This window comes from Sorangium sp. So ce726 (assembly GCF_051521405.1).
Lineage (GTDB): Bacteria > Myxococcota_A > Polyangia > Polyangiales > Polyangiaceae > Sorangium.
Map to the genome: position 1 here is coordinate 1,558,241 of NZ_CP150349.1, position 22,246 is coordinate 1,580,486.

Sequence of the window (22,246 nt, forward strand, 5' to 3'; positions counted from 1 at the left end):
GTTCCGAGCTCCGCGAGCGGACGCGACCGGCGGGAGCCGTCGAGCGAGCCGGAGCGCGCGAAGCCTTCCTCTGGGCGCCGCTCGGAGAGGGGGGCCGGGCTCTCGAGCGATGTGCTGGACGCCGAGACGACGCTCCCGGGCGCTGGCATCCAGCACCGGCTGGAGCTCGCGGGCGAGACGGAGGGGCGCGCGGCGCCGGCCGGGCGCAGGCGAGGGCTCACGCTCGCAGAGCGGATCGCGCAGCAGGAGCTGGACGCCGCGCCTGAGTCCAGCCCGAGGGCGCTGGATGCGTTCGATGCGGCGGCCGAGGCCTCGCTCGAGCACGCCGTCGTGACGCCGGACGGCGGGCTGGGGCGGCGCGAGGTCCCGGCGCGGCATCGCACGTTCGCTGGCCTCTCCTGGGACGACACGCCTCGCGGCGGCGCGGCGCCGACCGGTAGGAGCCCGTCCGCGCTCCCTCCCGCCGACTCGGATCCCGTCTCGATCCAGGACCTGGCGCAGATGCTCTCCCCGGGGGTCGAGCCGCCCTCGCTCTCATTCGGCTCGCACGCCCTCGAGGAGGAGCGCGCGAGCCAGCCCGCGCCTGCGCCCGAGCCCGCCGCCGTGCCTCGCGCGACCCCGCGCACGCCGGTCCCGGCGCGACCGCCGGCGCGGCGCGAGCAGCGCGTCACGGCGGCGGTCGCGCGGCCGCGGACCGCTGCTGTCCCGCGCGCTGGCGGCACCTCGCGGCCCGTCGCGCCGCCGTCGGAGATGCCGCCGGCGCCGCTCTCCGAGATACCGTCGGCGCCGCTGTCCATCGACGAGGGCCGGCCGTCGTCGCACCGCTCGTCGCCCGAGCTCCGGCTCCAGGACGTGCAGGCGATGGCGGCGCTCGCCCCGCAGCCCATGCCGTCCGCGCGGCGCGCCCGGTCCGGTCCGAGCGCCGCGCAGCCCGCCGACGCCTCTCCGGCGGACCTCGCCTTGCTGGGTTCGCTCGCCCCGTCGCCGGCCGCGGGCCCGTCGCGCGCCGCGGAGGAGCAGCGGCGAGACCGCGCCAGGTCCAATGCGGCCGAGGCGCAGGACGCACCGGGGGGGCCGCAGGATCAGGGGAGCGACGAGCGGCCGTCGCATGAGCCGATCGCGCTCACGAACCTCTCCCCGCGGTCGACCGCCCACGCGGCGGGCGACTGGCCCAGCCAGACCGAGCCTCGCGGGCGCGCCGAGCGCAAGGAGACCTCGGGCCTGATCGACCTGCGCAGCATGGCGCCGCCGCCCGGCGCGGAGGGCGACGCGCGCCGCAACGAGGACCGGGCCGATGACGAGATCCTGAGCATCAACAGCGGGCTGTTCGATGACACCGCCGCTGGGCGGAGCTCGGACTCCTCGTTCCCCTCGCAGCCCGTCGAGCCCGAGCTCCTGGCCGTCGAGGGACACACGTCCTCCGGGGAAGAGACGCCGGTGCGCACGTCGATCACGGCCGGCTCCCTCGTGTCCGAGGGGCTGCGCGCCTTCTCGACGCCGGCATCGCGGCAGAACATGGCGCTCGCCGGCTGGGTGACCGTCGTCTTCATCGTGTTCGGCGCTGCGCTCTACCTCGCGCAGGCTCACGGCCGCTCGTCCAGCGCCGTGGCGACCCAGAACGCGCCCGCAAGCAGCAGCGGCGCGCTCGCCGCGGCGTCGCCTCCGTCGCCCGCCGCGACGGCTCCCGCCGGCCAGACCGCCGACCAGGAGCCGTCCCTGGATGACGAGCCGGTCGCGGATCCGCCGGCCGCCGCTCCCGGCCCTGCGGAGCAGGCGCTGGCTGCCACCGCCGGCCCTGCCGGCGAGCCAGCCACACCGCCGCAGCCCGTGACTGCTCCTGTGGCGGCACCCGAGCCGAGCGCCGCGCCGACGGCGACGGCCGCGCCAGCAGCGACGGCCGCGCCAGCAGCGACGGCCGCGCCGGCGATGAACGCCGCGCCGGCGGCGACCGCTGCGCCGCAAGCCAGCGAGAAGCCTGATGGTTCCGAGCGCCCTGCCCGGGCCACGGCGCCGAGCGAGCCCGAGCGCGCCAAGCCGGCGGGCAAGCAGCCGCCGCCAGACGCGCCGCTCCTTCCGGCGAAGGACGAGCCAGCGCGCTTCGATCAGAGCGCGGCGTCCGCCGTCCTCGCGTCGGCGGCGGCCGCCGCCGCCGGGTGCACCGGCGAGGGCCTCACCGGCACGGCCCGGGTGGCCGTCACCTTCGCACCCACGGGGAAGGCCATCTCGGCGCGCGTGGAGGGGGGCGACCTGGTCGGGACCGCCACCGCCGGGTGCATCGCCGCTGCATTCCGCGACGTCGCGGTGCCACCTTTCGAAGGAATTCCGGTCACCGTCATGAAGCAGGTGAAGATCCGCTGACGACGGGTCGAAAGCTTTCTATCCTCCCGCCGCTGTGCTGGTCGCGCTTCGGGTCAAGAACTTCATCCTGATGGACGCCCTCGAGCTCCGGCTCGAGCCTGGGTTCAACGTGCTCACCGGCGAGACAGGCGCGGGCAAGTCCATCGTCGTGGGCGCGCTCTCGCTGGTCCTCGGCGGCCGCGCGAGCGCCGAGCAAGTCCGCCCCGGCGCGGACGAGGCCGAGATCGAGGCGCTCTTCGACGTGCGCGGCTCCGATCGCGCGATGGCGATGCTCGACGCCGCCGGCATCGCGAGCGAGGGCGAGCTCGTGGTCCGCCGCGTGGTCCAGGCGACCGGCCGCTCGCGCGCCTACCTGAACGGCCGTCTCTGCACCGCGGGCGAGCTCCAGGCGCTCGCCCCGGAGCTCGCCGACGTCGCCTCGCAGCACGAGAGCGTCGCGCTGACCGATCCGTCGACGCACCTCGGCTACCTCGATCGCTTCGGCCGCCTCGTGCCTGCGCGCAGCGAGCTCGCGGCGGACGTCAGCGCGCTCGAGGCGCTCACCGCCGAGCTCAGGGCCGCCCGCGAGCTCGAGCGCGGCCGCGGCGAGCGCGAGGCGTTCCTCTCCTTCCAGCTCCAGGCCATCGACGCGCTGTCGCCGCGCCCCGGCGAGCTCGCCGATCTCGCGGCCGAGCGCAATCGGCTCCGCCACGCGGGCCGCCTGCACGACATCACGCGGCGCGCTGCGTCCCGCCTCGATCAAGGGGAAGACGCGATGTGCGACGAGCTCGCGCGCCTCGCCTCGGAGCTCCGGGCGGCGGCGGAGATCGATCCCAGCCTCGACGATGTCGCCCGCGCCGTCGACGGCTGCTGGACGGAGCTCAGCGAGGCGGCCCGCCAGATCGCCCGTTACGCCGAGCGCGCGGAGGCCGATCCGGATCGCCTCTCCGAGATCGAGGATCGCATGTACCGCCTCGAGGGCCTGCTCCGGCAGCACGGCCCCACGCTCGACGACGTGCTCGCCGCGCGGGCGCGCCTCGCGGCCGAGCTGGAGCGCCTCTCGGGGGTCGAGAGCCACGTCGCGGAGCTCGAGCGGCGGCGCGACGCCTTGCTCGCCGTCGCCGCCGAGCGCGCCCGCAAGCTCTCGGCGAAGCGGCGGAAGGCGGGCGAGAAGCTCGGCGCCGCGATCTCCGCGGAGCTCGCCGATCTCGGCATGGGCGGGGCGCGGGTCGTCGTGGACATCGAGCCGCACGGCGGCGACCGCGCCGCGCTCATCGTCGACGGCGCCCGCCTTGGCCAGGACGGGATCGACCGTGTCGAGTTCCTCATCTCGCCCAACAAGGGGATCGAGCCTCGCCCCCTGCGCCGCATCGCCTCGGGCGGCGAGCTCTCGCGCGCCCTGCTCGCCCTGAAGCGGGTGCTCGCGGAGTGCGGGCCCGCCGGGCTCTACGTCTTCGACGAGGTCGACAGCGGCGTCGGCGGCGCCGTCGCCGACAAGATCGGGCGCGCGATCGGCGACGTGGCGCGCCACCACCAGGTGCTCTGCATCACCCACCTCGCGCCCATCGCGGCGTTCGCCGGCGCCCACTTCGTCGTCGCCAAGGAGAACGCGGGCGGCATCGCCAAGAGCTCGGTCACGCGCGTCGACAAGAAGGACCGCATCGCCGAGGTGGCGCGGATGCTGTCGGGGGCGAAGGTCACCGGCGCGTCGCTCAGGGCCGCGACGGAGCTCATCGAGGCGGCTCGCCTTTGAGCGGCGGTCACCCGCTTCGGATACGGGCCCATCTCGACGTTTTCGGTGCTCAGCGCACTGGAGTGCGCTTGCGCGCCGAAAACGCCGATCTGGACCCGTCTCCTGTGCGGGTGACCGCCGCTCTGCGACGGCGTACCCAAGGCGTGGCGCGGATCAGCTCCGCGCGAGCGCGTAGTCGTTCAGATCGACGCGGATCAGGTCCTTGAGCCAGGGATGCACCGTGATCGCGGTGCGGTAGAGCCCCTGGGCCATGCGCCGGTAGCTCGTGTGACCCTGCTTCGCCGAGCGGAGCTCGATGACGTGGAAGAGCTCGCGCAGGTTCAGCGTCCAGAGGGTCCTCACGCGGAAGCCGAGCGGCACCGCGTACTGCGCCTCGAGGGGGTAGCGCTCCTCCATCGCGTTCCACGCGTCACGCGCGGCGAGCATCGCGTCCTGATACGCCTCGGCGTGGCCGAGATCCGAGAGGGCCTGCGGCGTCTCGAAGCCGAGCCGGCAGGTGAGCCGCTGCGTCGCGGGCGTCAGCATCCGGTGGCGCTGAAGATCGCGGTACGCCCCGTAGTCGAGCATCAGCTCGAAGGTCATCGTCGACGCCTCGAACGCGCGCGGCGGCGCGTCGTACGGGCCGCGCTTCTCGCACGCGGCCTTCGCGATCCCGATGAGCTCCGGCAGCGTCGCGCGGTGGAGCGCGTCGCCCAGGTTGTAGGCGTGCACGCCCGGATCGCTGCCGTCGTACGCGAGGGCGAGCGCGACGCGCTCCAGCGCGTCCTTGTCGTAGCGCACCAGCCGGACGGGCTGGTTGATCACCATCGTCGCGCTCACGCCTTCGTCCGGCGGCGTGTAGACCCGCTTCATCGCAGCGGCGACGGTGGCCTGCAGCGTCTGCCGGAGCTCGTTCGGCGCGGCGTACTTCACCAGCGTCGGGGTCACGGCGAGCGCCGCCGTGTGCATCTCGCGCGCGACCCTGCGCACCTCCTCGAGCGGGTGCGACAGCATCTTTGTGAGCAGGATCTCGAGCGCCCTCGCGTTCGCGGTGAGGCCGATGTTCGTCCGCGTCCCCGCTGGCAGGAGGCCGCGCAGGAGATCGCACGCCTGCGCGCGCAGCGCCCCCTTGTAGGCGGCGTCCGACATCTTCTCGGGCTTCGGCGAGCGTGCGCCGAGCCGCTCGGTCACCCTGGGGAGGAGCTCGAGGTAGGTCGCGAAGAGCCTCTCGCTGGAAGCCTTGTATTTCGCGGCGTGCTCGGCGTCGAGCTCCGGCAGGTCGATGAACGAGTGCTGATCGAAGACCACGTAGCGCGTGCTCTTCTCCGTGTACGAGCCGAGCCGCAGGTCCTCGATCACCTTGGAGGCGACGATGCTGACGTTCTCGATCGCGAGGTGCACCACGGCGTGCTCGGCGACCGACGCGTGGCCGTAGCCCACGACCCATTTCTCGTGGAAGCTGCGCGCCTTGTCCGACGCGAACGCGAGGCCCCGGCGCGGCCGGCCGTCGGCCTCCGGGGCGACATCGAGCTCCTCGTCGCCGAGCAGGCGCGCCAGGTTGGTGCGCAGATCGTCCCGGCTGCGCGAGTAGTACGCGAACAGGACGGCAATGACTTCTTCCGGCAGACCCGACAGCGAGAAGACGTCGGCCGTCGGGCTCGACACATACGGCGCGATTCGGGCACGCGACGCTTCGTCCAAGGCCATGCCCCTGCTTCTACTCCCAATCGCAGGCCGGACGGTCGACAAAACTCGGTTTCCGATCGACAGATCCGGGCCACGTCGGCGCACCGCCGCGTCGGCCCTCGTGGCCGCGGCTGGCCGGCGCGCGCGGTCCGGGCGCGGCGCGCGTTCGGCGTTGTTGGCGTCGTGCGCGTCGTCGTGCGCGCTCTGCGTCAGAGCGCTCGCGCCGCGGAGACGACGAAGGGATCGGGGAAGATCTCGCTGTTCGCGAGCGGCCGGTTGCGACGGGTCAGCACCTCGCAGCCGTTCCTCGTCACGACGATGGTGTGCTCGAACTGCGCCGACAGCGAGCGATCGGCCGTCAGCGCGGTCCACTTGTCTTCCTGGATCTCGACCTCGTAGGTGCCGAGGTTGATCATCGGCTCGATCGTGAAGCACATGCCGGCGCGGAGGCGGGCGCCGCTGCCGTACTTGCCCACGTGCGAGACCTGCGGCGCCTCATGGAAGCGCCGCCCGATGCCGTGCCCGACGAAGGCCCGCACCACCGAGCAGCCCTCGCCCTCGGCGAATTCTTGAATGGCGGCCCCGATGTCGCCAAGGCGAGCCCCGTCCCGGACCTGGGCGATGCCGAGCTGCAGGCTGCGCCGGGACACCTCGGTCACGTGCTTCGCCTCGGCCGACGGCTTGCCGATGTAGAAGGTCGCGGACGTGTCGCCGTAAAAGCCGTTGTAGATCGTGGTGACGTCCACGTTGATGATGTCGCCCGGAACGAGGACGCGGTCGCACGGGATGCCGTGGCAGACCACCTCGTTGATCGAGGTGCACACGCTCTTCGGGAACCCGTGGTAGTTGAGCGGCGCGGGGTAGCCGCCGCGGCGGATCGTGTCCTCGTGGACGAAGGTGTTGATGTCCTCGGTGGTGATGCCGGCGCGGATCATCTCGCCGACGCCGAGGAGCGTCTCCGCAGCCATCTGCGAGGCTGTGCGGAGGGCGTCGACTTCCTTGACCGTCTTGATGCTCACGTTGCTCACGGCGCAGACAGCTCCCCGAGGACGACGGCCTCTTTGACGGCCGTGGCGACCTCCGCTGTATCAGGTGAAAGGTGCCAGTGAATCTCCGGCTCGCCAGCCTCGCCGGCGAAGCGCCGGATGAAGGCGATGAAGGTGAGCCCGCGGAGCCGTGCGTCGATCGCCTTCGCGACGCCGAACGCGCGGCTCTGCGGCCGGATGTGGAGCTCGAACGTCCGGTCCGGCGCCCGGGGTGTGGCCAGCGGAGGGTAGCCGACCTGGATCCCAAGGTGGTAGGTGCTCTGTTCGCCGATCGAATCGACGGTCACCGTGTTGACGCGGACCCGCGCGACCACGTCGGCCGTCTGCGCTCTCTCGCGGAGGAACGGGTCAGATCTGGGCGAGGGGCCGTCCAGCGAGAAGCCCACGGCGGCAGGCTCGATGTTGTCGTCGAAGACCTCGCGCGCGCGCCCGTCCCATGCGGGCAGGCCGGCCTGTGAATCGACGGACGCCGCGGGGCGCTCGTGGTCGGCGACGCAGCCGCCAGCGGGGCCAACGGTCGCCAGCGCGGCGAGCGCAAGGCGCAAAGGTGCAGCACCAGCGGCAGGCATCATCCTTGGGGCCAGAGCTCGTAGCACGTCGGCCGTTCCCTGTCAGGACCCGGCACACACCGGCCACACGCGCTGCCGAGGCTGTTTTGCCCTCGTCGCGATCCGCCTCGCGCTCGCTCTCCATCGATCCGGCCGAGCGATCGTCCAACGGCGGTCGACCCCGCCCGGTGCGGAGAACCTATTCTCCTGTCCTACCGCAGGTGCTAGCGTTCTCCGGCTTGCCGGGCTGGGTTTCCTGGCTTTTTCGATTGCAGAGAGCGCAGGGACAGGGCCTGCGCCGGCTGGAGGAGAAACATGAAAGCGAAGAGGCTCCTGGGAGCGGCGCTGGCTCTGGGGCTGGGCCTTGCGGCGATCACGAGTGCGACCGTGGCGGCTGCCCAGCAGAAGCGGGGGACGAGCGGGGCGCCTGCCGCGGCTCCTGCCAAGCCTGCCGATACGCCGGTGACGAAGAAGACGATCGCGCTGACGCCTGCGGGCATCACCTGGGGGATGACCACCAAGCAGGTGGCGGCGGTCATCGACAAGATGCTCGATGAGGCGTACGTGCCGCGTTACAAGGCGGTCTCGCCCGGCGTGAAGATGAGGGCGCTCGACGCGGAGCTCGCCGAGGAGAAGAGCGCGTTCCGCCGCAGCCGCATCGACTTCGGCGGGTTGCCGACCGGCATCGACGCGACGCCGCTCAAGGGCGAGTACACTTACCTCAACAAGGAATCGATGATGACGCTGACCCGCGAGAGCGGGAAGCGGTACTTCTTCTTCATCCAGGACAAGCTCTGGAAGATCATCGACGAGCACCCGCTGGGTGAGAAGGCCGTCCGCGGGAAGGACTATGCGTCCGCCGTGGTCAAGCTCGCGACGGCGTTCGGGGTGCCTGGCCGCGTGACGCCGCCTGCTCCGGACAAGGGCCGCTTCGTCAACGAGGTCGACTGGAAGGACGTGGCCACGCACTTCCGCGCCATCGAGCGGAACGACTCCGAGATCGCGTTCGCCTACGAGGACCTGGTGACGCTGGGCAGCCTAGAGTCGCTCCGCCCCAACAAGCCGGTCGACGCGAACGCCATCGACCCCGCCGTCGCCTCCGCCGTCCGCAAGGACGAGCCCCCTCCCGGCCCGCCCCCCTCCGCCGACAAGCCCGGCAAAAAGAAGTAGCCCTTTTCCCGCCCCGCCCCGGTAGCTCCGCTGAGGCGGTCACCCGCACAGGAGACGGGCCCAGATCGGCGTTTTCGGCGCGCAAGCGCACTCCAGTGCGCTGAGCACCGAAAACGTCGAGATGGGCCCGTATCCGCAGCGGGTGCCCGCCTCACGCCAGGGAGGCGCCGTCGGGGACACGCATGCCGTTGGTCACGATGACCCGCGCGGACGGAGCGACCGCGAGCACCGCTGGCTCGATCACCGCGCGCGCGGTGAGCATGGCCCCGGGGCAGCCCGAGCACGCGCCGGCCAGGTGGAGCGTCAGGTGATCGGGCTCGACGGCCACGATGTAGAGCTCACCGCCGTCGGCTCGGACGAGCGGCGCGATCACCTCGCGGCAAACCTTGAGAAGCTGATCGATGGAAGCCGGCATGGGGGTGAGCTCGGCAGCGCGAGCCAGTCGCGACAGCCTAGCACGGTAGCGCTCGATAAGGAGATCTCCCCCAGGCTCGACGCCGGCCGTCACAGCACCCGGGCCGCTGGCCAGGGGGGCCGCCCCGGAGCTCGCGCTCAGAGCGTCGAGACGAGCGCGGCGACGCCGGCGTCCGCGGCGAGCTCCGGAGCGCGCTGCGCCGCAGCGCCGAAGGTGCGGCCGGCGATCTCCACCGTACCGCTCCAGGGGCCCGAGGCGGTCTTCGCCGGCAGGTCCAGCTTCTCGAGCGCCTCGGTGTTGACGTCGGGCGTCACCGGTCCGCCGTACGCCTTCGGCCCCTTCCACGCGAAGACGTAGAGCAGCGGCGTCGACTTCAGCCCGTCGCGCTTGGCGATCTCGGCGATGTCGCGCTTGGCCGCCTCCTGCAGCCGGTACGCATAGGCGCGGAACGACCAGCCCGTGACGAAGAGGCCCTGGAGCTCGCCGCCGCTCCGCGTGACCGGGTGCACGGCGACCCACTGGAGATCGGGGCCGTTCCTGACCCCGCGCATCTCCTGCATCTCCCCGAACGCCTCGACGACGCCACTGCCCGGCGTCAGCACCTTCCTGAGATCGGGGAACGAGGCCAGGACGGACCTGTTGGCGAGCATGTCCGGATCGGCCTCGCTGCGCAGCACCGTGCCGCTCGGATCGGCGAACGAGAAGAAGGTGCTCTTGGCGAACTCGAGCTCCTTCACAGAGGCGCGCGCTCCCGCGATCGCCTTCTGGAGCCCGAGCAGGTTCGCGCCCGGGTCGGTGTCCACCAGCGCCGCGAGCTTCTGCGCGCCCGCAGGGAGGCCCGTCCGCACCTGGCCGACGTCCTCCGCGACGACCGGCGCGAGCTTGGCGCAGAGCTCCGCGGCGTGCTTCTGGGAGGTCTTGCCGTCCTCCTGACACGCGCTCCCGAGGGCGGCGAGCAGCGTACAGGCGAGCACGGCAGGCTTGCTTTCGCTTCGGGCGAAGGTGGAAGAGCGCATCATCGAGAACGACTCTCCGAGGCGAGCGGAGTTCCGGCGGCCGGGATCATCACGCCTCACAGGGTTTCCGGAGTTACAAAGATGATCTCGACCCGGGCGTTGCGGGCGCGCTCGCTGCCCCCCGGATCGACGACCGGGGACGCGGATCCCGCGACGAACGGCGCGATCGACGGGCCCGCGGGCGCCCCCGCGGCGGCCGCACCTTGCGCCGGACCGAGGGCGCGGACGACGGCATCAGCCCGCGCCGCCCATGCGGGCTCTTCCCTGGCGCTGATCTCCCGGTCCGTGTGAACGACCACGGCCACGGGAAAGGAGGGATGCGCTGTGGCGACCAGCGCGAGGTCGCGGAGGCGCGCCTCACCGGCCTTCGTGAGGGCGTTGCCGGCGAACAGCCCGCGAAGCGTGACAACGATGCCGCGATCGTCGCGGACGGGGGACCAGGTGCCTGCGGCCGAGAGCTCTGCGAGGAGCGCGTCACCAGCGCCAGGCGCGCGGGTCACCGGCGTGGCGGCGCGGCGCGCGGCCGTCAGCGCGGCGAGGCAACCTGCCCGGGCGCGGGAAGCCTGGTCGATGGGCGCCGGGATGGCGCGGGTGGAGCCGCTCGCCTCCGCGAGCTCCGCGTCGAGCTTCTTGATCGCGGCGGTCGCCCCCTCGAGCTGCGCCGCGAGCTCGGCGCTGCCGGGCTGGGCTCCTGCGGGCTGGGCTCCTGCGGGCTGGGCTCCTGCGGGCTGGGCTCCGGCGGGGCTGGCGCTTGCGGGTTGCGAGATGTCCTGCGGCGCCGGTGCGATCAGGAGGCGCGCCGCGCCGCACAGCAGGCGGGCCTGAAGCGCGAGCGAGCGCGCTGCGGCGAGGCGCGCCTTCTCGCGATCTGCGTCGGCCTTGCCCGACGGGACCACGGGCTGCGCGTCCCGGGCGACCTTGGTCCGCATGTCGAGCGCGTCGACCTCGGCCGCGACGCGCGACTGCTCGGCCTCGAGGCCCGCGAGCGACGCCTCGCCGGCGGAGCGCTGCGCCTTCGCCTCGGTCTCGGCCGCCTCGGCCCGAGCCACCCGCGAGAGCGCGTGCGCGTGTGCGTGCGCCGCGATGGCCTGCTCGCCCAGGATCTGCGCCCCGGATCGATCCTCGCTCTCGAGCGCAGTGAGCGCATCGCCGCGGAGCTTCTCCGCCCGCGCGAACGCGCCCGGCGCGTGCCGCTTCGACTCGGCGGCGGCCGCCCCCGCGCGGACATGATCGAGCTCATCGAGCACCGCTGGCCGCGGGATCGGCGCGCACGCGCCGAGGAGCACCCCCGCGATGGCGACCCCTGCGAGGCGACGCGTGCTCAAGGCGTGCCCTCCTGGCCCACCGGAGCCGTCGCCTTGCCGGCGCCGCCCTTGGGCGCAGCGCCAGGCGCCGCGGCGGGTGCCCGTTGGGCCCCCCGCGTCACCGGCGTCGCCCCCTTGGGCGCCGCCCCTTTTTTGCCGGCCTCGATCCGCTGCGCTTCGACGTCCGCCGCTGCCCTGGTCGCCTCGCGCGCCTCGGCCTCGAGCCGATCGAGCTCCGCCGCGGCGCGGCCTCGCCGCGCCTGCGTCTCTTCGAGCAGCGCGCGCGCCCGCTCGAGCTTCGTCTCGACCTCGCGCGCGCGCTTCGCGGCGTCCACGGCCGCCGCCTCCGCCGCGGCGGCGCGCAGCAACGTCCTTGCCGTCTCCGCCCACTCGAGGGCCACCGCGTCGAGCTGCCGCGCGTGCGCCGCGTCGCCCGCAGCGCGCGCGCCGTGCGCGCGCTGGAGCGCGCGCTTCGCTTGCGCCATCGGCTCGGCCACGACCTTCGCGGCGATCGGCGCCGACGCCCTCGCTGCGATCGGCTCGACGCGCGGCGCGCCGACGGCGGCCTTCTCGCCGTCGGCGGCCTTCTCGCCGGGGACGGCTGCGGGCGGGGGCGCGACGCGGCCCTCGATCTCGAGGAGGATCTGCGCCGCCTTGGCGCCGTCGCCGGGGGGCGGCGCGGGCACGGTGGCGAGCGGCTTCTCTCCTCCGCCGTGCGCCAGGGCGTCGGCGCTGCCGAGCGTGGCCGCGAGGGCGAGGAGCAGCGCCTGGCTCGACCGGCGCTGCCGCGCGTCACAGGGCATGGGGCGGGAACGCACGTCCGCCAGGTAGCAAACAGGGCTTCCGCGAGCAAGCGCAGCGGCCGTAGGGGCGCGCGCGGCCACCGCGGGCAGCGCGCGTCACTCCGGCAGGAAATTGCGGATGGCCCAGTCGATCTGCTGCTGATGCCGCTCGACCAGCGCCTTCGCGCCGCCTGTTTCGTGGAGGAAGACGCGATCGTCGTTGACGAAGACGGTGAGGTAATAAAGGTGCGCTTCCTTCCCCTCGTCGTGCCCGAAGCGCAGCTGGACCCCCGGCAGGCCGTTCCGGGCCTTCACGTCGGTCTTGCCGAGCAGCGCGTAGCCGCCGCCCTCGCGCAGCCGCTTCTCGATCACGCGGGACCAGAAGGCGAGGTCGCCCTTCGGATCGTTCTCGAACGCACGGATCCCGATCACGAGCCCCTCGGCGGTGGTCGCGCGGTACTCGTCGTCGCCATAGCGATCGCCGAGATCGACGAACCCCGGCGGGGTCGCTGGGACGAACGGCCGGCCGCAGCCGAGCAGCGCCGCCGCGCCGGTGAGCGAGGCGAAGAGGACGAAGGCGTGGCGAAGGGAGTGGTTCATCGGAGGCGCCCGGTTCACAGGTTGAGGAGCCGCGAGAGGCCGAGCTCGTTGAGCCAGTCGATGGGGAGCCGCGGTCCCGACGGGGCGAGGGTCTCCGTCGAGCGCGGCTGGAAGGTCACGGTGAGGGTCGAGAACGCGACCCGATCGCGCAGGAACTTGAGCCGCCCCTCGAGGCGCTCGAGCTCGCTGGACACACGCGCGAGCTCGCGCTCCAGCTGGATCGACTCCTCGACCTTGGCGGCCTTCTCGAGGAGCTTCTCCAGGCGATCGCGCACGGCACGCGCGTTCCGGATGCGGATGCCGAGATCGAGGAACTCCTCGGTCACGTCCTCGGCGACCACGTTGCGCTGGAGGATGTCGCCGAGCCCCTCCAGGCGCTTCAGCGCCTCGTCGAACCGGGCAGCGGGGACGCGGATCGTGATCGTGCGATCGTCGCGGCGCGCGAGGAAGCCGCCGAGATCCCGCGCGAGCGCCTCGACCTTGCCGAGCGACGCGCCCACCTCGAACACCGCCATCGCGATGTTCGCCGTATAGACGAGGAAGGGCGCGCGCGCCGCGCTCACCTCGCCGGCAGCCTGGGGCGTGCCCTGCGGTGCAGCGCCGGACGAGGTTGGCGCCGGCTGAGGAGCTGCGGCGGTCGACGCCGGCCTGGCCGCCGGGGGCTGACCGCCGCCGCCGGGCGCCGACTGCGGCGCCGCCTTGGCGAAATCCGCTGCCGCCGACACCTCGGCATCGTACGACTCCTCGCGCGCCGACACCGAGCGCGTCGACTCGCCGGTCGTCTGCATGGCTCCAGGAGGCATCTCTGCCATCGGGGCCGGCGCCGCTCCGTACGACGGCGAGCTGGAGGCGTCGCGCGCCGCCGAAGGGGCGGAGCTGCAGGCGGTGGGGCCGGCGAGCGAGGCAAGGAGAGCCCAGACGGGCAGCGTTCTTCGCATGGTTCCTCGGAGCATGGAGCCGGTGGCAGGCGCTCAACGCGCCGCCTCGGCCGACCTTACACCAGGAGCGCCCCCAGGCGGCACCTACGCCGCCCCGGGCACGCGGCGGAGCTGGCGCGCCCAGTACGAGACGCCAGCGGCCGCGCCCGCGATCGCCGACGCCGCGAGCATCGCGGGCAGCGCCGAGGGGAGCGCGATCGCGGCGAAGACCGCCGCGAACTGCACCGCCGTGGCGAGCTTGCCAGGGATGTTGGCGCTCGCCGCCGACAGGCGCGCGCCCTGGAAGCGGCGGCTCACCGCGATCCAGAGCGCGAGCGGCAGCTCGAGGAGCTCGCGGGCGAGCAGCGCGGGGATGCCCCAGAGGGGGAGCGCGCCGCTCTCGAGGAGCGTGCTCACCACCGCGAGAGCGAACACCTTGTCCGCGATCGGGTCGACGATCGCCCCGGTGGGCGTCACCTGACCGGAGCGGCGGGCCAGCCAGCCGTCGAGCACGTCCGTCAGGCCCGCGCAGCAGAGGACGGTGAGGGCGAGCGCAGGCCGCGTGGCGACGATCGGGAACAGCGCCGCCAGCGGCAGCCGCGCCAGGCTCAGGAGGTTCGGCGGAAGCGCGAGATCGCGCGGAGACAGGGGCGACATGCGAGGAACTCCACGCGCCGCAAGCGACGCAGAAGCCGGGGCCCTGACCCGCGCCGAGCGCGGCCGAGCCCACCCTAACCCAGTCGAGCGCGGCCCTGCCCGCCGCGCCACGGCCGGCAGCCGCGCCGGCCCGCCCACCGCGAGGCGCCGCGGAGGATCAGCTGGCCACGCGTACCGTGAGCACGGGGACGTTGCTCTTCCGGATCACCTGCTCGGCGACGCTCCCGAGGAAAAGGTGCGTGAGCCCCCGGCGGCCGTGCGTGCCCATGACGATCATCGCCGCCCCCTGCTCGTCGGCGGCGGCGAGGATTTCGGTCGCAGGGTCGCCCTCGCGCAGCGCCGTCGAGAGCCCCCCTGTCTGCGCCGAGAGCTGCTGGACCGCGCGCGACGCGGCGGCGCTCACCTCGGAGTGGAACCCGGGCATCAGCGCCGGCTCGAGCCCGGGGTACGTGTAGACCGGGAGCTGGTAGACGTGCAGCAGCACGACCTGGTGCCCGAGCCTCGCGCCGAGATCCTTCGCGAGCTCGATCGCCTTCATCGAGGCCGCCTCGAAGTCGACGGGTACCAGTATCACGTTCGCGCCTTCCTTCATTGCGCTCTCCTCGCACGCGGGACCGGGCGTCCCATCGAACTTCGACCTTCGACCGTCGCTGACCTCCGGGACGCTTTCGCCGCTGGCGGAGGCGCCTCGCGCGCATCTTGGATCCAAAAATTGGTCACTCCCAGGAGAAATCGTTCCGTCGAGGCCGCGCTGACGCCCTGGGCGGTACGCCGCGCGCAGGGGCGCTCGGGCCGATCCGCCCGGATTTTGGCGGCAAATCCGGCGTCACGCGGGCGCGCACCAGCGAGCACGGCAGCGCAGGAGCGCGGCTGCGATCACCTGGCGGACTGCTGGGGCCGCATGCGCGGGGGCCGCATGCGCGCGCGCTCGAGCGCGCTGTCGAGATCGACGTCGTCGGCGGGGTCGGGCGCCGCGGGTGCAGGCTCGCCGCCGGCGCGCGCGCGCTGCTGCTCCGCGGCGCGTTGGCTCTGTCGCGCGCGCACGAGCGCGCTCTGGTTCGCGCGTACGAGCGCGGACAGCAGCGAGCACTGCGCCCTCCGCCGCGCCACGTAGGCGGCGTCGCGCGCGGAGGGGGAGCGCGGGCTCTTTCGCTCCTCGCGCTCGGCGATCGCGAGCGCCTGCTCGGCCTGCTTCAGCTCGGCGATCGCGAGCTGGGAGAGCGGGTTGTCCTGCGCCTGCACGACGGCGGCGCGCGCCGTGACGAGCTCGGGAGGCGGCCCGGCCGCGCTCCGCGCGCACCCCGCGAGCGAGAGGGACAGCGCGAGCGGGATCGCGGCGCGGCCCCGGCCTGTCACTCGGCCCGCCCGGCGAGCGTGCTCGCCTCGTCCAGCGTGCGGCCCGCGGCGTCGCGGAGCCCCGCCTCCCTCACCATGAGCGTCGAGAGCTCCGCATCGACCTCGGCCCTCCGCAGCAGCCAGCGGGCTCCTTCCTGGTCGCCCACCGACAGCCGCCGCCTCGCCTGGGAGAGCTCGCTCTTCGCCAGCGCGAGGTGCATCGCCGAGCGCCGGTCCGCGCCCGCTCCCTCCCGCTCCGCCGCGCGGATCGCCGAGAGCGCGTGGGAGAGCTCGGGCGGCGCCGCTGGCGATCGAATGGCGGCACATCCGGCGAGCTCCAGGGCGGCGAGCACGAGCGCGGCTTTGGCGAACATTGGCGTGAATTCCCGATCTCACAGCGCCAGGTGGCACCGTTGCGCACCGTGGCGCATCTCGGGCGCCGTGGTGCATCGACCAGGCCAGCGCGCTCCCCTGCGCGTCAGCTTCCCGCGTGGGCCTCCCGCTCCAGCGGGGGCGTTCCGCTGTCAGAGAGGGCGAGCCATCTGGCGCTTCCGCCGGCCTCCGCGAATAAACGCCCCGCGCCGGCCGTCTTCCGCCCGCCGGCTTCTTTCTCAGCGCTCGCTGCTTCCGCTACTCTGGCAATCGCTGTGCCGCCCGTCGACCCGAACCTCCGCACCACGATCGTCCACGCGTTCGCCGTAACGGTGGCGGATCCGTCCAACCTGGTGCGCACCACGTCGCGCGGCGGGACCGATGACCCCGCGAGGAGCAGCAGCCGCGGCCCCTCGATCCTCCCCGAGGTCGGCCAGCTCGTCGGCGGGCTGTACCGCCTCGGGCGCCTCCTTGGGCAGGGCATGTTCGGCAAGGTCTACGTCGCCCAGCGGATCGACGTCCCCGAGCACCAGGTCGCCCTCAAGCTCATGCCCCGCTCGCTGTACGCGATGCGGAACGTCGAGCGAGAGCTCGTCATGCTCGCGACCGTCGGGCACCCGCACGTCGTCCAGCTGAAGGACCACGGCATGAACGCCGACTACGTGTGGCTCACCATGCCGGTCTACGAGGGCGAGACCCTCGCTCAGCGCCTCGAACGCAGCCCCCTCGGCCTGCGCGAGTCGCACGACATCTTCCTCGCCGTCGCGCGCGGGCTCGAGGCGCTCCACGCCGCCGGGCTCCGGCACCAGGACGTCAAGCCCGACAACATCTTCCTCGCCAGGTTCGCCGGCCGCGTCCACCCCATCCTGCTCGACCTGGGCGTGGCCGCGGAGCGAGAGGCCTCCTTCTGCGCCGGCACCGCGCTCTATGCCTCGCCCGAGCAGCTCCGGGCGCTGAACGGCTTCCCCGGCGCCGTACCGCTCTCCGAGAAGATGGACACATACGGGCTCGCCACGACCCTGCTCTACTCGCTCGTGAATCCCAGGGACTTCCCGGGCGAGTCCGCGCAGAGCCGCACCGAGCTCGCCGAGGCGCACGACGTCCGCGCCGACAAGCCGCTCACCGACAACGCGCTGCCAGACCTCACCGGGCGCCCGCGCCAGATGTTCCAGGCCGCGCTCAGGCGATGGCTCGCGATCGATCCGAACGAGCGCCCCTCGATGACCCAGCTCGCCGAGGAGCTCGACGTGCTGCTCGAGCCGGAGCGCGAGGCGGAACGCGAGGCGGAGCGGCTGCGCCTCAAGCAGAAGACGTCCTACCTGCGCGCGCGGATCGCGGCCGGCGCGATGACCCTCGTGGGCTGCGCAGTCGTGCTGCTCGGCTTCTCGAAGCGCGAGACCCTGCGGCTCGCGAACGAACTCGAGCAGGCCCGCCAGCGGGGCGCCGAGTCGTTCGACAAGCTCGACACCTGCGTCGCCAGCCACCAGATCGCCCAGTCCGAGGCGATCGCGTGCCGCGGCGGCCGCGAGCAGGATCGCGCGGAGTTCAACGCGACGCTGGCCACCCTCCAGAAGAGCGGCTCCACGTCGGAGGCGGAGCACGCCCGCGAGATCCAGGCGCTGCACGCGACCCAGGCGGCGCGCCTCAAGACCTGCGAGGACAGCGCCGCGGCCGCGCAGAAGGCGACCATGGCCGAGCACGAGCGGCTCGCCGAGGTCGAGAAGGCGCGCGCCGCCGTCACCGCCGAGCGCGACGAGGCCAGGGCGCTCGCCGACCAGCGCTCGGCGGACCTCGCCAACGCGGCGCAGCTGCGGGCCGCGTGCGACGCGGAGCGCGCCAGCTGTTTTGCAGAGCGCGATCGCCTGAAGGCCGACCCGTACGAGCCGGACGAGCCCGCCACCCCGCCGCCCTCGCCGCCTGCGCACGCGCCGCCCGCCGCGACCGGCGCGCAGCCGCAAGCGCCGCAGGCGCCGCAGCCGGCGAACACGGGCGCGTCCCCCGCCGCAGGCGCTCCGGCGACGCCAGCGGCCCCAGCAGCCCCGGCGGCCCCGGCGACGTCCACCGCGGCTCCTCCTTGAGCGCCGTTGCTGGAAGCGCCGGGAGGCGGCGCACGTCGCTGCCGCCAGGCCACCTCTGCTTGTGGCGATCGCCCGGGGAGGCTATCCGTAGGTCCAGGGAAGGCGAGGGCCATGGGTGACATTTCTCGACGTGAAGTGCTGCGTCGGCTGGGCGCGGCGGGCCTCGTCCTCGGGGGCGCGGGCGGGCTCGCGGCGGCCCGGTGGGATCGCGGCGGCAGCGCCGCCGCCGCCGCCGAGCGCCAGCAGACGCGGGACTACCGGCTCCGCGACGCTCCTGCCGACGTGCCGCAGCTCGTCGTCGCCCGCGCCGGCGCCGAGGCGCTCGCCGGGAGCGCCCCGGACCCGGCCGCCCTGGTCCGGAAGGCGGTCGACGCCCTCGGCGGGATGCGCCGCTTCATTTCGCGCGGCGACGTCGTGGTCGTGAAGCCGAACATCGGCTGGGATCGCACGCCGATCCACGCGGCCAACACGAACCCCAAGGTCGTGGCCGAGGTGGTGCGCCTCGCCTACGACGCCGGCGCCAAGACCGTCATCGTGACGGACGCCTCGTGCAACGAGCCGAACCGCTGCTTCCAGCGCTCCGGCATCTGGAAGGCCGCCTACGACGTCGGCGCGGAGGTCGTCATCCCCGCGGCGCACCGCTTCCGCGGCATGCGCCTGAAGGGCGAGGTGCTCGACGACTGGCCCGTGTACACGCCGCTCGTCAACGCGGACAAGGTCATCAACGTCCCCATCGCGAAGCACCACAACCTGTCCAAGTACACCGCGGCGATGAAGAACTGGTACGGGGCGCTCGGCGGCCGGCGCAACCGGCTCCACCAGAACATCGACGTGTCGATCGCCGATCTCGCGACGTTCATCCAGCCCACGCTCACGATCGTGGACGCCGTCCGCGTCCTCATGCGCAACGGGCCGCAGGGCGGGAACGTCGCCGACGCGAAGGACATGCACACCGTGATTGCGACGACCGATCAGGTCGCCGCCGACGCGTACGGCTGCCAGCTCATCGGCCGCAAGCCGGAGGAGATCCCGTACCTGAAGATGGGCCACGACCGGGGCCTTGGCACGATGCACTGGCAGAACCTGCGGCTCGCCGAGGTGTAGTACTCATGGCAAACCTCGATCCGACGCCGGCCACGCCGGCGCACCGTGAACCGGCGGCAGGAGCGGCCGTGGCACCCGCGAAGGCGAGCGCGACGCCGCCCGCCGCGCCCGCGAAGGAGGCCCGCTGGGGCGCGCTGCTCCGCAAGGCAGGCGCGATCGTCCGGCCCGCGCCGAAGCGCCGGCCCGGCTCGGGGCTGCCGGCGCGCAAGGTGATCCAGGTGCTCGTCTGGGTGCGCCGCGCCGTGCAGGCCGGCTGCCTCGGGCTGTTCCTCTACTTCCTGTTCCAGACGGGCTTCCGCGGCTCGTTCGCCTCCGCCGAGGCGCGCGTGCGCCTGCCGCTCCCCGTCGAGGGCTTCCTCCTCGCCGACCCGTTCGTCGGCGCGATGACCCTGCTCTCGACGCACACCGTCTACCGCGGCCTGCTCTGGTCGCTCGGGATCCTCGCGCTGACGCTCGTCTTCGGGCGCGTGTTCTGCGGCTGGATCTGCCCCTTCGGCACCCTCCACCATTTCTTCGGGTGGATCTTCCCGTCGCGCTACGGCAAGGGCGGCAAGCGCGTCGAGGCGAACAAGACGTACACGCGGCAGCGGGTGAAGTACTACCTGATGTACGCCTTCCTCGCGGCGAGCGCGACCGGCAGCGTGATCGGCGGGCTGTTCGATCCGATCTGCGTGGCGGTTCGGGCCATCGGCCTCGCTGTCATTCCGGCCGCGCAGTACGTCGCCGCCGTGGTGACCGGCTCCGCGGCCACGACCGGGAGCCGGCCGGTGCAGCTCGCCGCGGATCACGCGCAGGATTTCCTGGCCGCGAGCGTCTGGCAGACGAAGCAGTTCTACTTCCACCACACGTGGTTCATCGGGATCCTGTTCGTCGCGATCCTCTTCATGAACCGGTTCATCCCGCGGTTCTGGTGCCGCGTGCTCTGCCCGCTCGGCGCGTTCCTCGGCGTGTTCGCGCGCTTCGCGCTCTTCGGGATGCAGAAGGATCACGCGAAGTGCACCGACTGCAACCTGTGCCTCGTGCACTGCCAGGGCGCCGACTCGCCCCAGGGCGGGGTGAAGTGGCGGCAGGACGAGTGCCACATGTGCCTCAACTGCGAGAGCGCCTGCCCCGAGGACGTCATCAAGTTCCGCTTCCTGCCGAACCGGAAGAGCGCCCTCGTGACGCCCGACACGGGCCGCCGCACCGCCCTCGCGACCGCCGCCGCCGGCGCGGTGATCATCCCGACGGCGCGCATCGCCGACGTGCTCGACGCGAACTATGACCACCGCGTGATCCGGCCGCCGGGCTCGGTCGAGGAGCGCGAGTTCCTGGAGCGCTGCATCCGGTGCGCCGAGTGCATGAAGGTCTGCCCCAACAACGCGATCCACCCCGCGTTCTTCGAGGCGGGCATCGAGGGGCTCTGGACGCCGATCGTCATCCCGCGCATCGGGTACTGCGAGCACTCCTGCGTCCTCTGCGGCGACGTCTGCCCGACCGGAGCGATCCAGAAGATCACCGAGGAGCAGAAGATGGGCATCGGCCAGAAGCCGATCTCGATCGGCACCGCGTTCTACGATCAGGGGCGCTGCCTGCCGTGGTCGATGAGCGTGCCGTGCATCGTCTGCGAGGAGTTCTGCCCGACGTCCCCCAAGGCGATCTGGGTCGAGGAGGTCGACATCCCGAAGCGCGAGCCGGTGGCGGCCGAGCACGGCAAGGAGCCGCCGATGAAGATGGTCCACGTGCAGCGTCCGCACGTCGATCCGTCGCTGTGCATCGGCTGCGGCGCGTGCGAGAAGGTGTGTCCGGTGCAGGACAAGCCCGCGGTCTACGTGACCAGCGTCGGCGAGACCCGCTCGAAGACGAACGTCATCCTTCTCGAGGACACGGACTACAACAAGGCGTCTTGACCGCGCACGCCGGCTCCGCGCGGCGGGACCACGACAGGAGGCAGCTCGGGTGCGCACGCTTCGCTTCTACGGAACCTTCTTGCTCGCCGCGCTGGGGGTGCTCGCCGGCTGCGGCGAGCGGTTCACGGCGGCCGGCGCGGACGCCACGTCCACGTCGTCGAGCGGCGGCGATGGCGGCGATGGCGGCGGCGACGGGGGCGGGGGCGGGGGCAGCGGGGGAGTCGGGGGCTCGGCTTCGTCGTCCGCCGCGGCGGGCGGCGGCGGCGAGGGCGGGTGCGCCGCGTGCAGGGAAGGGGAGTTCTGCACGGCCAGCGAGACGTGCGTCTCCTGCGCGGCCCGCGGCGGCGTGCTGTCGTTCGGCGCGCTCTCGGAGGTCGAAGTGGCGGGGGCGATGCCCGCGTTCCCGCGCGTGCGCGCGGAGCCCGGAGAGGGCGAGGCGACGCTCCGGCTGGTCTACACGGCGAAGTTCGGATCGGACGACACGAAGATCGCCACGGCCACCGGGCGGCCCTGGACGGCTGGCGAGGCCGTCTCCAGCTTCCTGGTCGACGCCGAAGGCCAGGAGTCGGGTCCGCTCCTCCTGCCCCTGGACGCGCCCTCGCCGCACGACGGCTTCCCTGCGGGCTCGCTGCTCTTCGACCGCACCGCGCCGGGCAGCCTCCCGTCGCTGCTCGTCGCGGACGGGCTGGACGCGACCCAGGCGGACGCGCTCCCTGTGCTCAACCCGGACGGGGGGAGCCGCTCGGTGGCGGTCGCCCACGGGCTGCGGCCCTCCTACCGGTACTGGTTCATGAACAGGCACCAGGACAGCGGGGGGACCACGAGCCGGCTCATCACGAAGCTCGCACAGGACGCGGAGGCGAAGGTGCTCGACATCCACCTGCCAGGCGACTGCCCGGCGCAGGGAGACGACCTCGCCCCGTGGGTGACGCCCGACGGCAGCCTGCTCTTCTTCCAGGCGCCCTACAGCGCGCGCGGCGAGTGCGAGGCGGCGTCGGTGCTGCGGAGCTTCTACGTGCCGCTCGGGGATGACGGGCTGCCCGTGGACGATCAGCCGGCGAGGATGCTGCTGCCGAACCTGGACCCGAGCGTCGCCGTCATGACGCCATCGCTCTCTCCGGACGAGTGCACGCTCTACCTGGCGTCGGACAAAGACGGGCAGCAGAAGCTCTACTCCGCCTCTCGGCGGTAGCCGGCGCGACGCTTCGGGCTCGGGGATGGGCGGCCTTGCAAAGTCGCCCGGCCCGAGGTGGGCCTA

The 22,246-nt window shown here is 73.0% G+C and carries 20 protein-coding genes; 7 read left to right on the forward strand and 13 right to left on the reverse strand.

Annotated features, from left to right (window positions below; translation table 11 throughout):
* The first annotated feature begins 111 nt into the window (after positions 1–111).
* On the forward strand, positions 112–2,358 hold the full coding sequence (locus tag WME79_RS05830; RefSeq protein ID WP_437533021.1) for a hypothetical protein: 2,247 nt from the start codon (positions 112–114) through the stop codon (positions 2,356–2,358).
* A gap of 34 nt (positions 2,359–2,392) precedes the next feature.
* The gene (recN, locus tag WME79_RS05835) at positions 2,393–4,090 is read left to right on the forward strand and encodes a DNA repair protein RecN (RefSeq protein ID WP_437533024.1); all 1,698 of its coding nucleotides are present in this window, start codon (positions 2,393–2,395) and stop codon (positions 4,088–4,090) included.
* A gap of 153 nt (positions 4,091–4,243) precedes the next feature.
* Here the strand turns inward: recN and WME79_RS05840 are convergent, their stop codons facing one another.
* The 3 genes from WME79_RS05840 to WME79_RS05850 all read right to left on the reverse strand — a co-directional run bounded on the left by WME79_RS05840 (position 4,244) and on the right by WME79_RS05850 (position 7,373).
* Positions 4,244–5,776, reverse strand: coding sequence for an FAD-dependent thymidylate synthase (locus tag WME79_RS05840; protein ID WP_437533027.1), 1,533 nt, complete (start codon positions 5,774–5,776; stop codon positions 4,244–4,246).
* A gap of 188 nt (positions 5,777–5,964) precedes the next feature.
* The gene (map, locus tag WME79_RS05845; RefSeq protein ID WP_012233703.1) at positions 5,965–6,783 is read right to left on the reverse strand and encodes a type I methionyl aminopeptidase; all 819 of its coding nucleotides are present in this window, start codon (positions 6,781–6,783) and stop codon (positions 5,965–5,967) included.
* A complete protein-coding gene (locus tag WME79_RS05850) occupies positions 6,780–7,373 on the reverse strand; it encodes a cobalamin ABC transporter substrate-binding protein (RefSeq protein ID WP_437533030.1) in 594 nt (197 codons plus the stop codon). Before WME79_RS05850 ends, map begins: the two co-directional genes overlap by 4 nt.
* A 291-nt stretch (positions 7,374–7,664) precedes the next feature.
* Between WME79_RS05850 and WME79_RS05855 the strand changes: the two genes are divergently transcribed.
* Positions 7,665–8,519: a hypothetical protein gene (locus WME79_RS05855; RefSeq protein WP_437533033.1), complete on the forward strand. Its 855-nt coding sequence runs from the start codon at positions 7,665–7,667 to the stop codon at positions 8,517–8,519.
* Positions 8,520–8,670: 151 nt separating this feature from the next.
* Here the strand turns inward: WME79_RS05855 and WME79_RS05860 are convergent, their stop codons facing one another.
* The 10 genes from WME79_RS05860 to WME79_RS05905 form a co-directional block, all read right to left on the reverse strand.
* Positions 8,671–8,934, reverse strand: coding sequence for a NifU family protein (locus WME79_RS05860; RefSeq protein ID WP_012233706.1), 264 nt, complete (start codon positions 8,932–8,934; stop codon positions 8,671–8,673).
* Positions 8,935–9,071: 137 nt separating this feature from the next.
* A complete protein-coding gene (locus WME79_RS05865; RefSeq protein ID WP_437533036.1) occupies positions 9,072–9,908 on the reverse strand; it encodes a hypothetical protein in 837 nt (278 codons plus the stop codon).
* A 98-nt stretch (positions 9,909–10,006) separates the two neighbouring features.
* Entirely contained in the window at positions 10,007–11,275 is a 1,269-nt protein-coding gene (locus WME79_RS05870; protein WP_437533039.1) for a hypothetical protein, read from the reverse strand.
* Positions 11,272–12,057, reverse strand: coding sequence for a hypothetical protein (locus WME79_RS05875; RefSeq protein WP_437533042.1), 786 nt, complete (start codon positions 12,055–12,057; stop codon positions 11,272–11,274). Before WME79_RS05875 ends, WME79_RS05870 begins: the two co-directional genes overlap by 4 nt.
* A gap of 96 nt (positions 12,058–12,153) precedes the next feature.
* A complete protein-coding gene (locus WME79_RS05880; RefSeq protein WP_437533044.1) occupies positions 12,154–12,636 on the reverse strand; it encodes a serine/threonine protein kinase in 483 nt (160 codons plus the stop codon).
* Between the two features lie 14 nt (positions 12,637–12,650).
* The gene (locus WME79_RS05885) at positions 12,651–13,574 is read right to left on the reverse strand and encodes a DUF4349 domain-containing protein (protein ID WP_437533047.1); all 924 of its coding nucleotides are present in this window, start codon (positions 13,572–13,574) and stop codon (positions 12,651–12,653) included.
* An 84-nt stretch (positions 13,575–13,658) separates the two neighbouring features.
* On the reverse strand, positions 13,659–14,210 hold the full coding sequence (locus WME79_RS05890; RefSeq protein ID WP_437533050.1) for a CDP-alcohol phosphatidyltransferase family protein: 552 nt from the start codon (positions 14,208–14,210) through the stop codon (positions 13,659–13,661).
* A gap of 157 nt (positions 14,211–14,367) precedes the next feature.
* Positions 14,368–14,802 (reverse strand): universal stress protein, encoded by a 435-nt coding sequence (locus tag WME79_RS05895; protein WP_437533053.1) that lies wholly within the window; start codon positions 14,800–14,802, stop codon positions 14,368–14,370.
* 284 nt (positions 14,803–15,086) lie between these two features.
* Positions 15,087–15,566 (reverse strand): hypothetical protein, encoded by a 480-nt coding sequence (locus WME79_RS05900; RefSeq protein WP_437533056.1) that lies wholly within the window; start codon positions 15,564–15,566, stop codon positions 15,087–15,089.
* Positions 15,563–15,919, reverse strand: coding sequence for a DUF4398 domain-containing protein (locus tag WME79_RS05905; RefSeq protein WP_437533059.1), 357 nt, complete (start codon positions 15,917–15,919; stop codon positions 15,563–15,565). The genes WME79_RS05900 and WME79_RS05905 overlap by 4 nt, the downstream gene beginning before the upstream one ends.
* A gap of 273 nt (positions 15,920–16,192) precedes the next feature.
* Between WME79_RS05905 and WME79_RS05910 the strand changes: the two genes are divergently transcribed.
* The 4 genes from WME79_RS05910 to WME79_RS05925 all read left to right on the forward strand — a co-directional run bounded on the left by WME79_RS05910 (position 16,193) and on the right by WME79_RS05925 (position 22,180).
* Positions 16,193–17,995, forward strand: coding sequence for a serine/threonine protein kinase (locus tag WME79_RS05910; protein WP_437533062.1), 1,803 nt, complete (start codon positions 16,193–16,195; stop codon positions 17,993–17,995).
* Between the two features lie 111 nt (positions 17,996–18,106).
* Positions 18,107–19,099, forward strand: a complete 993-nt coding sequence (locus tag WME79_RS05915; protein ID WP_437533064.1) for a DUF362 domain-containing protein — start codon at positions 18,107–18,109, stop codon at positions 19,097–19,099.
* 68 nt (positions 19,100–19,167) lie between these two features.
* Positions 19,168–20,988: a 4Fe-4S binding protein gene (locus WME79_RS05920; RefSeq protein ID WP_437533067.1), complete on the forward strand. Its 1,821-nt coding sequence runs from the start codon at positions 19,168–19,170 to the stop codon at positions 20,986–20,988.
* A 49-nt stretch (positions 20,989–21,037) separates the two neighbouring features.
* Positions 21,038–22,180 carry a hypothetical protein gene (locus tag WME79_RS05925; RefSeq protein WP_437533070.1) on the forward strand — a complete coding sequence of 381 codons (1,143 nt, stop codon included), beginning with the start codon at positions 21,038–21,040 and terminating at the stop codon, positions 22,178–22,180.
* Positions 22,181–22,246: the final 66 nt, after the last annotated feature.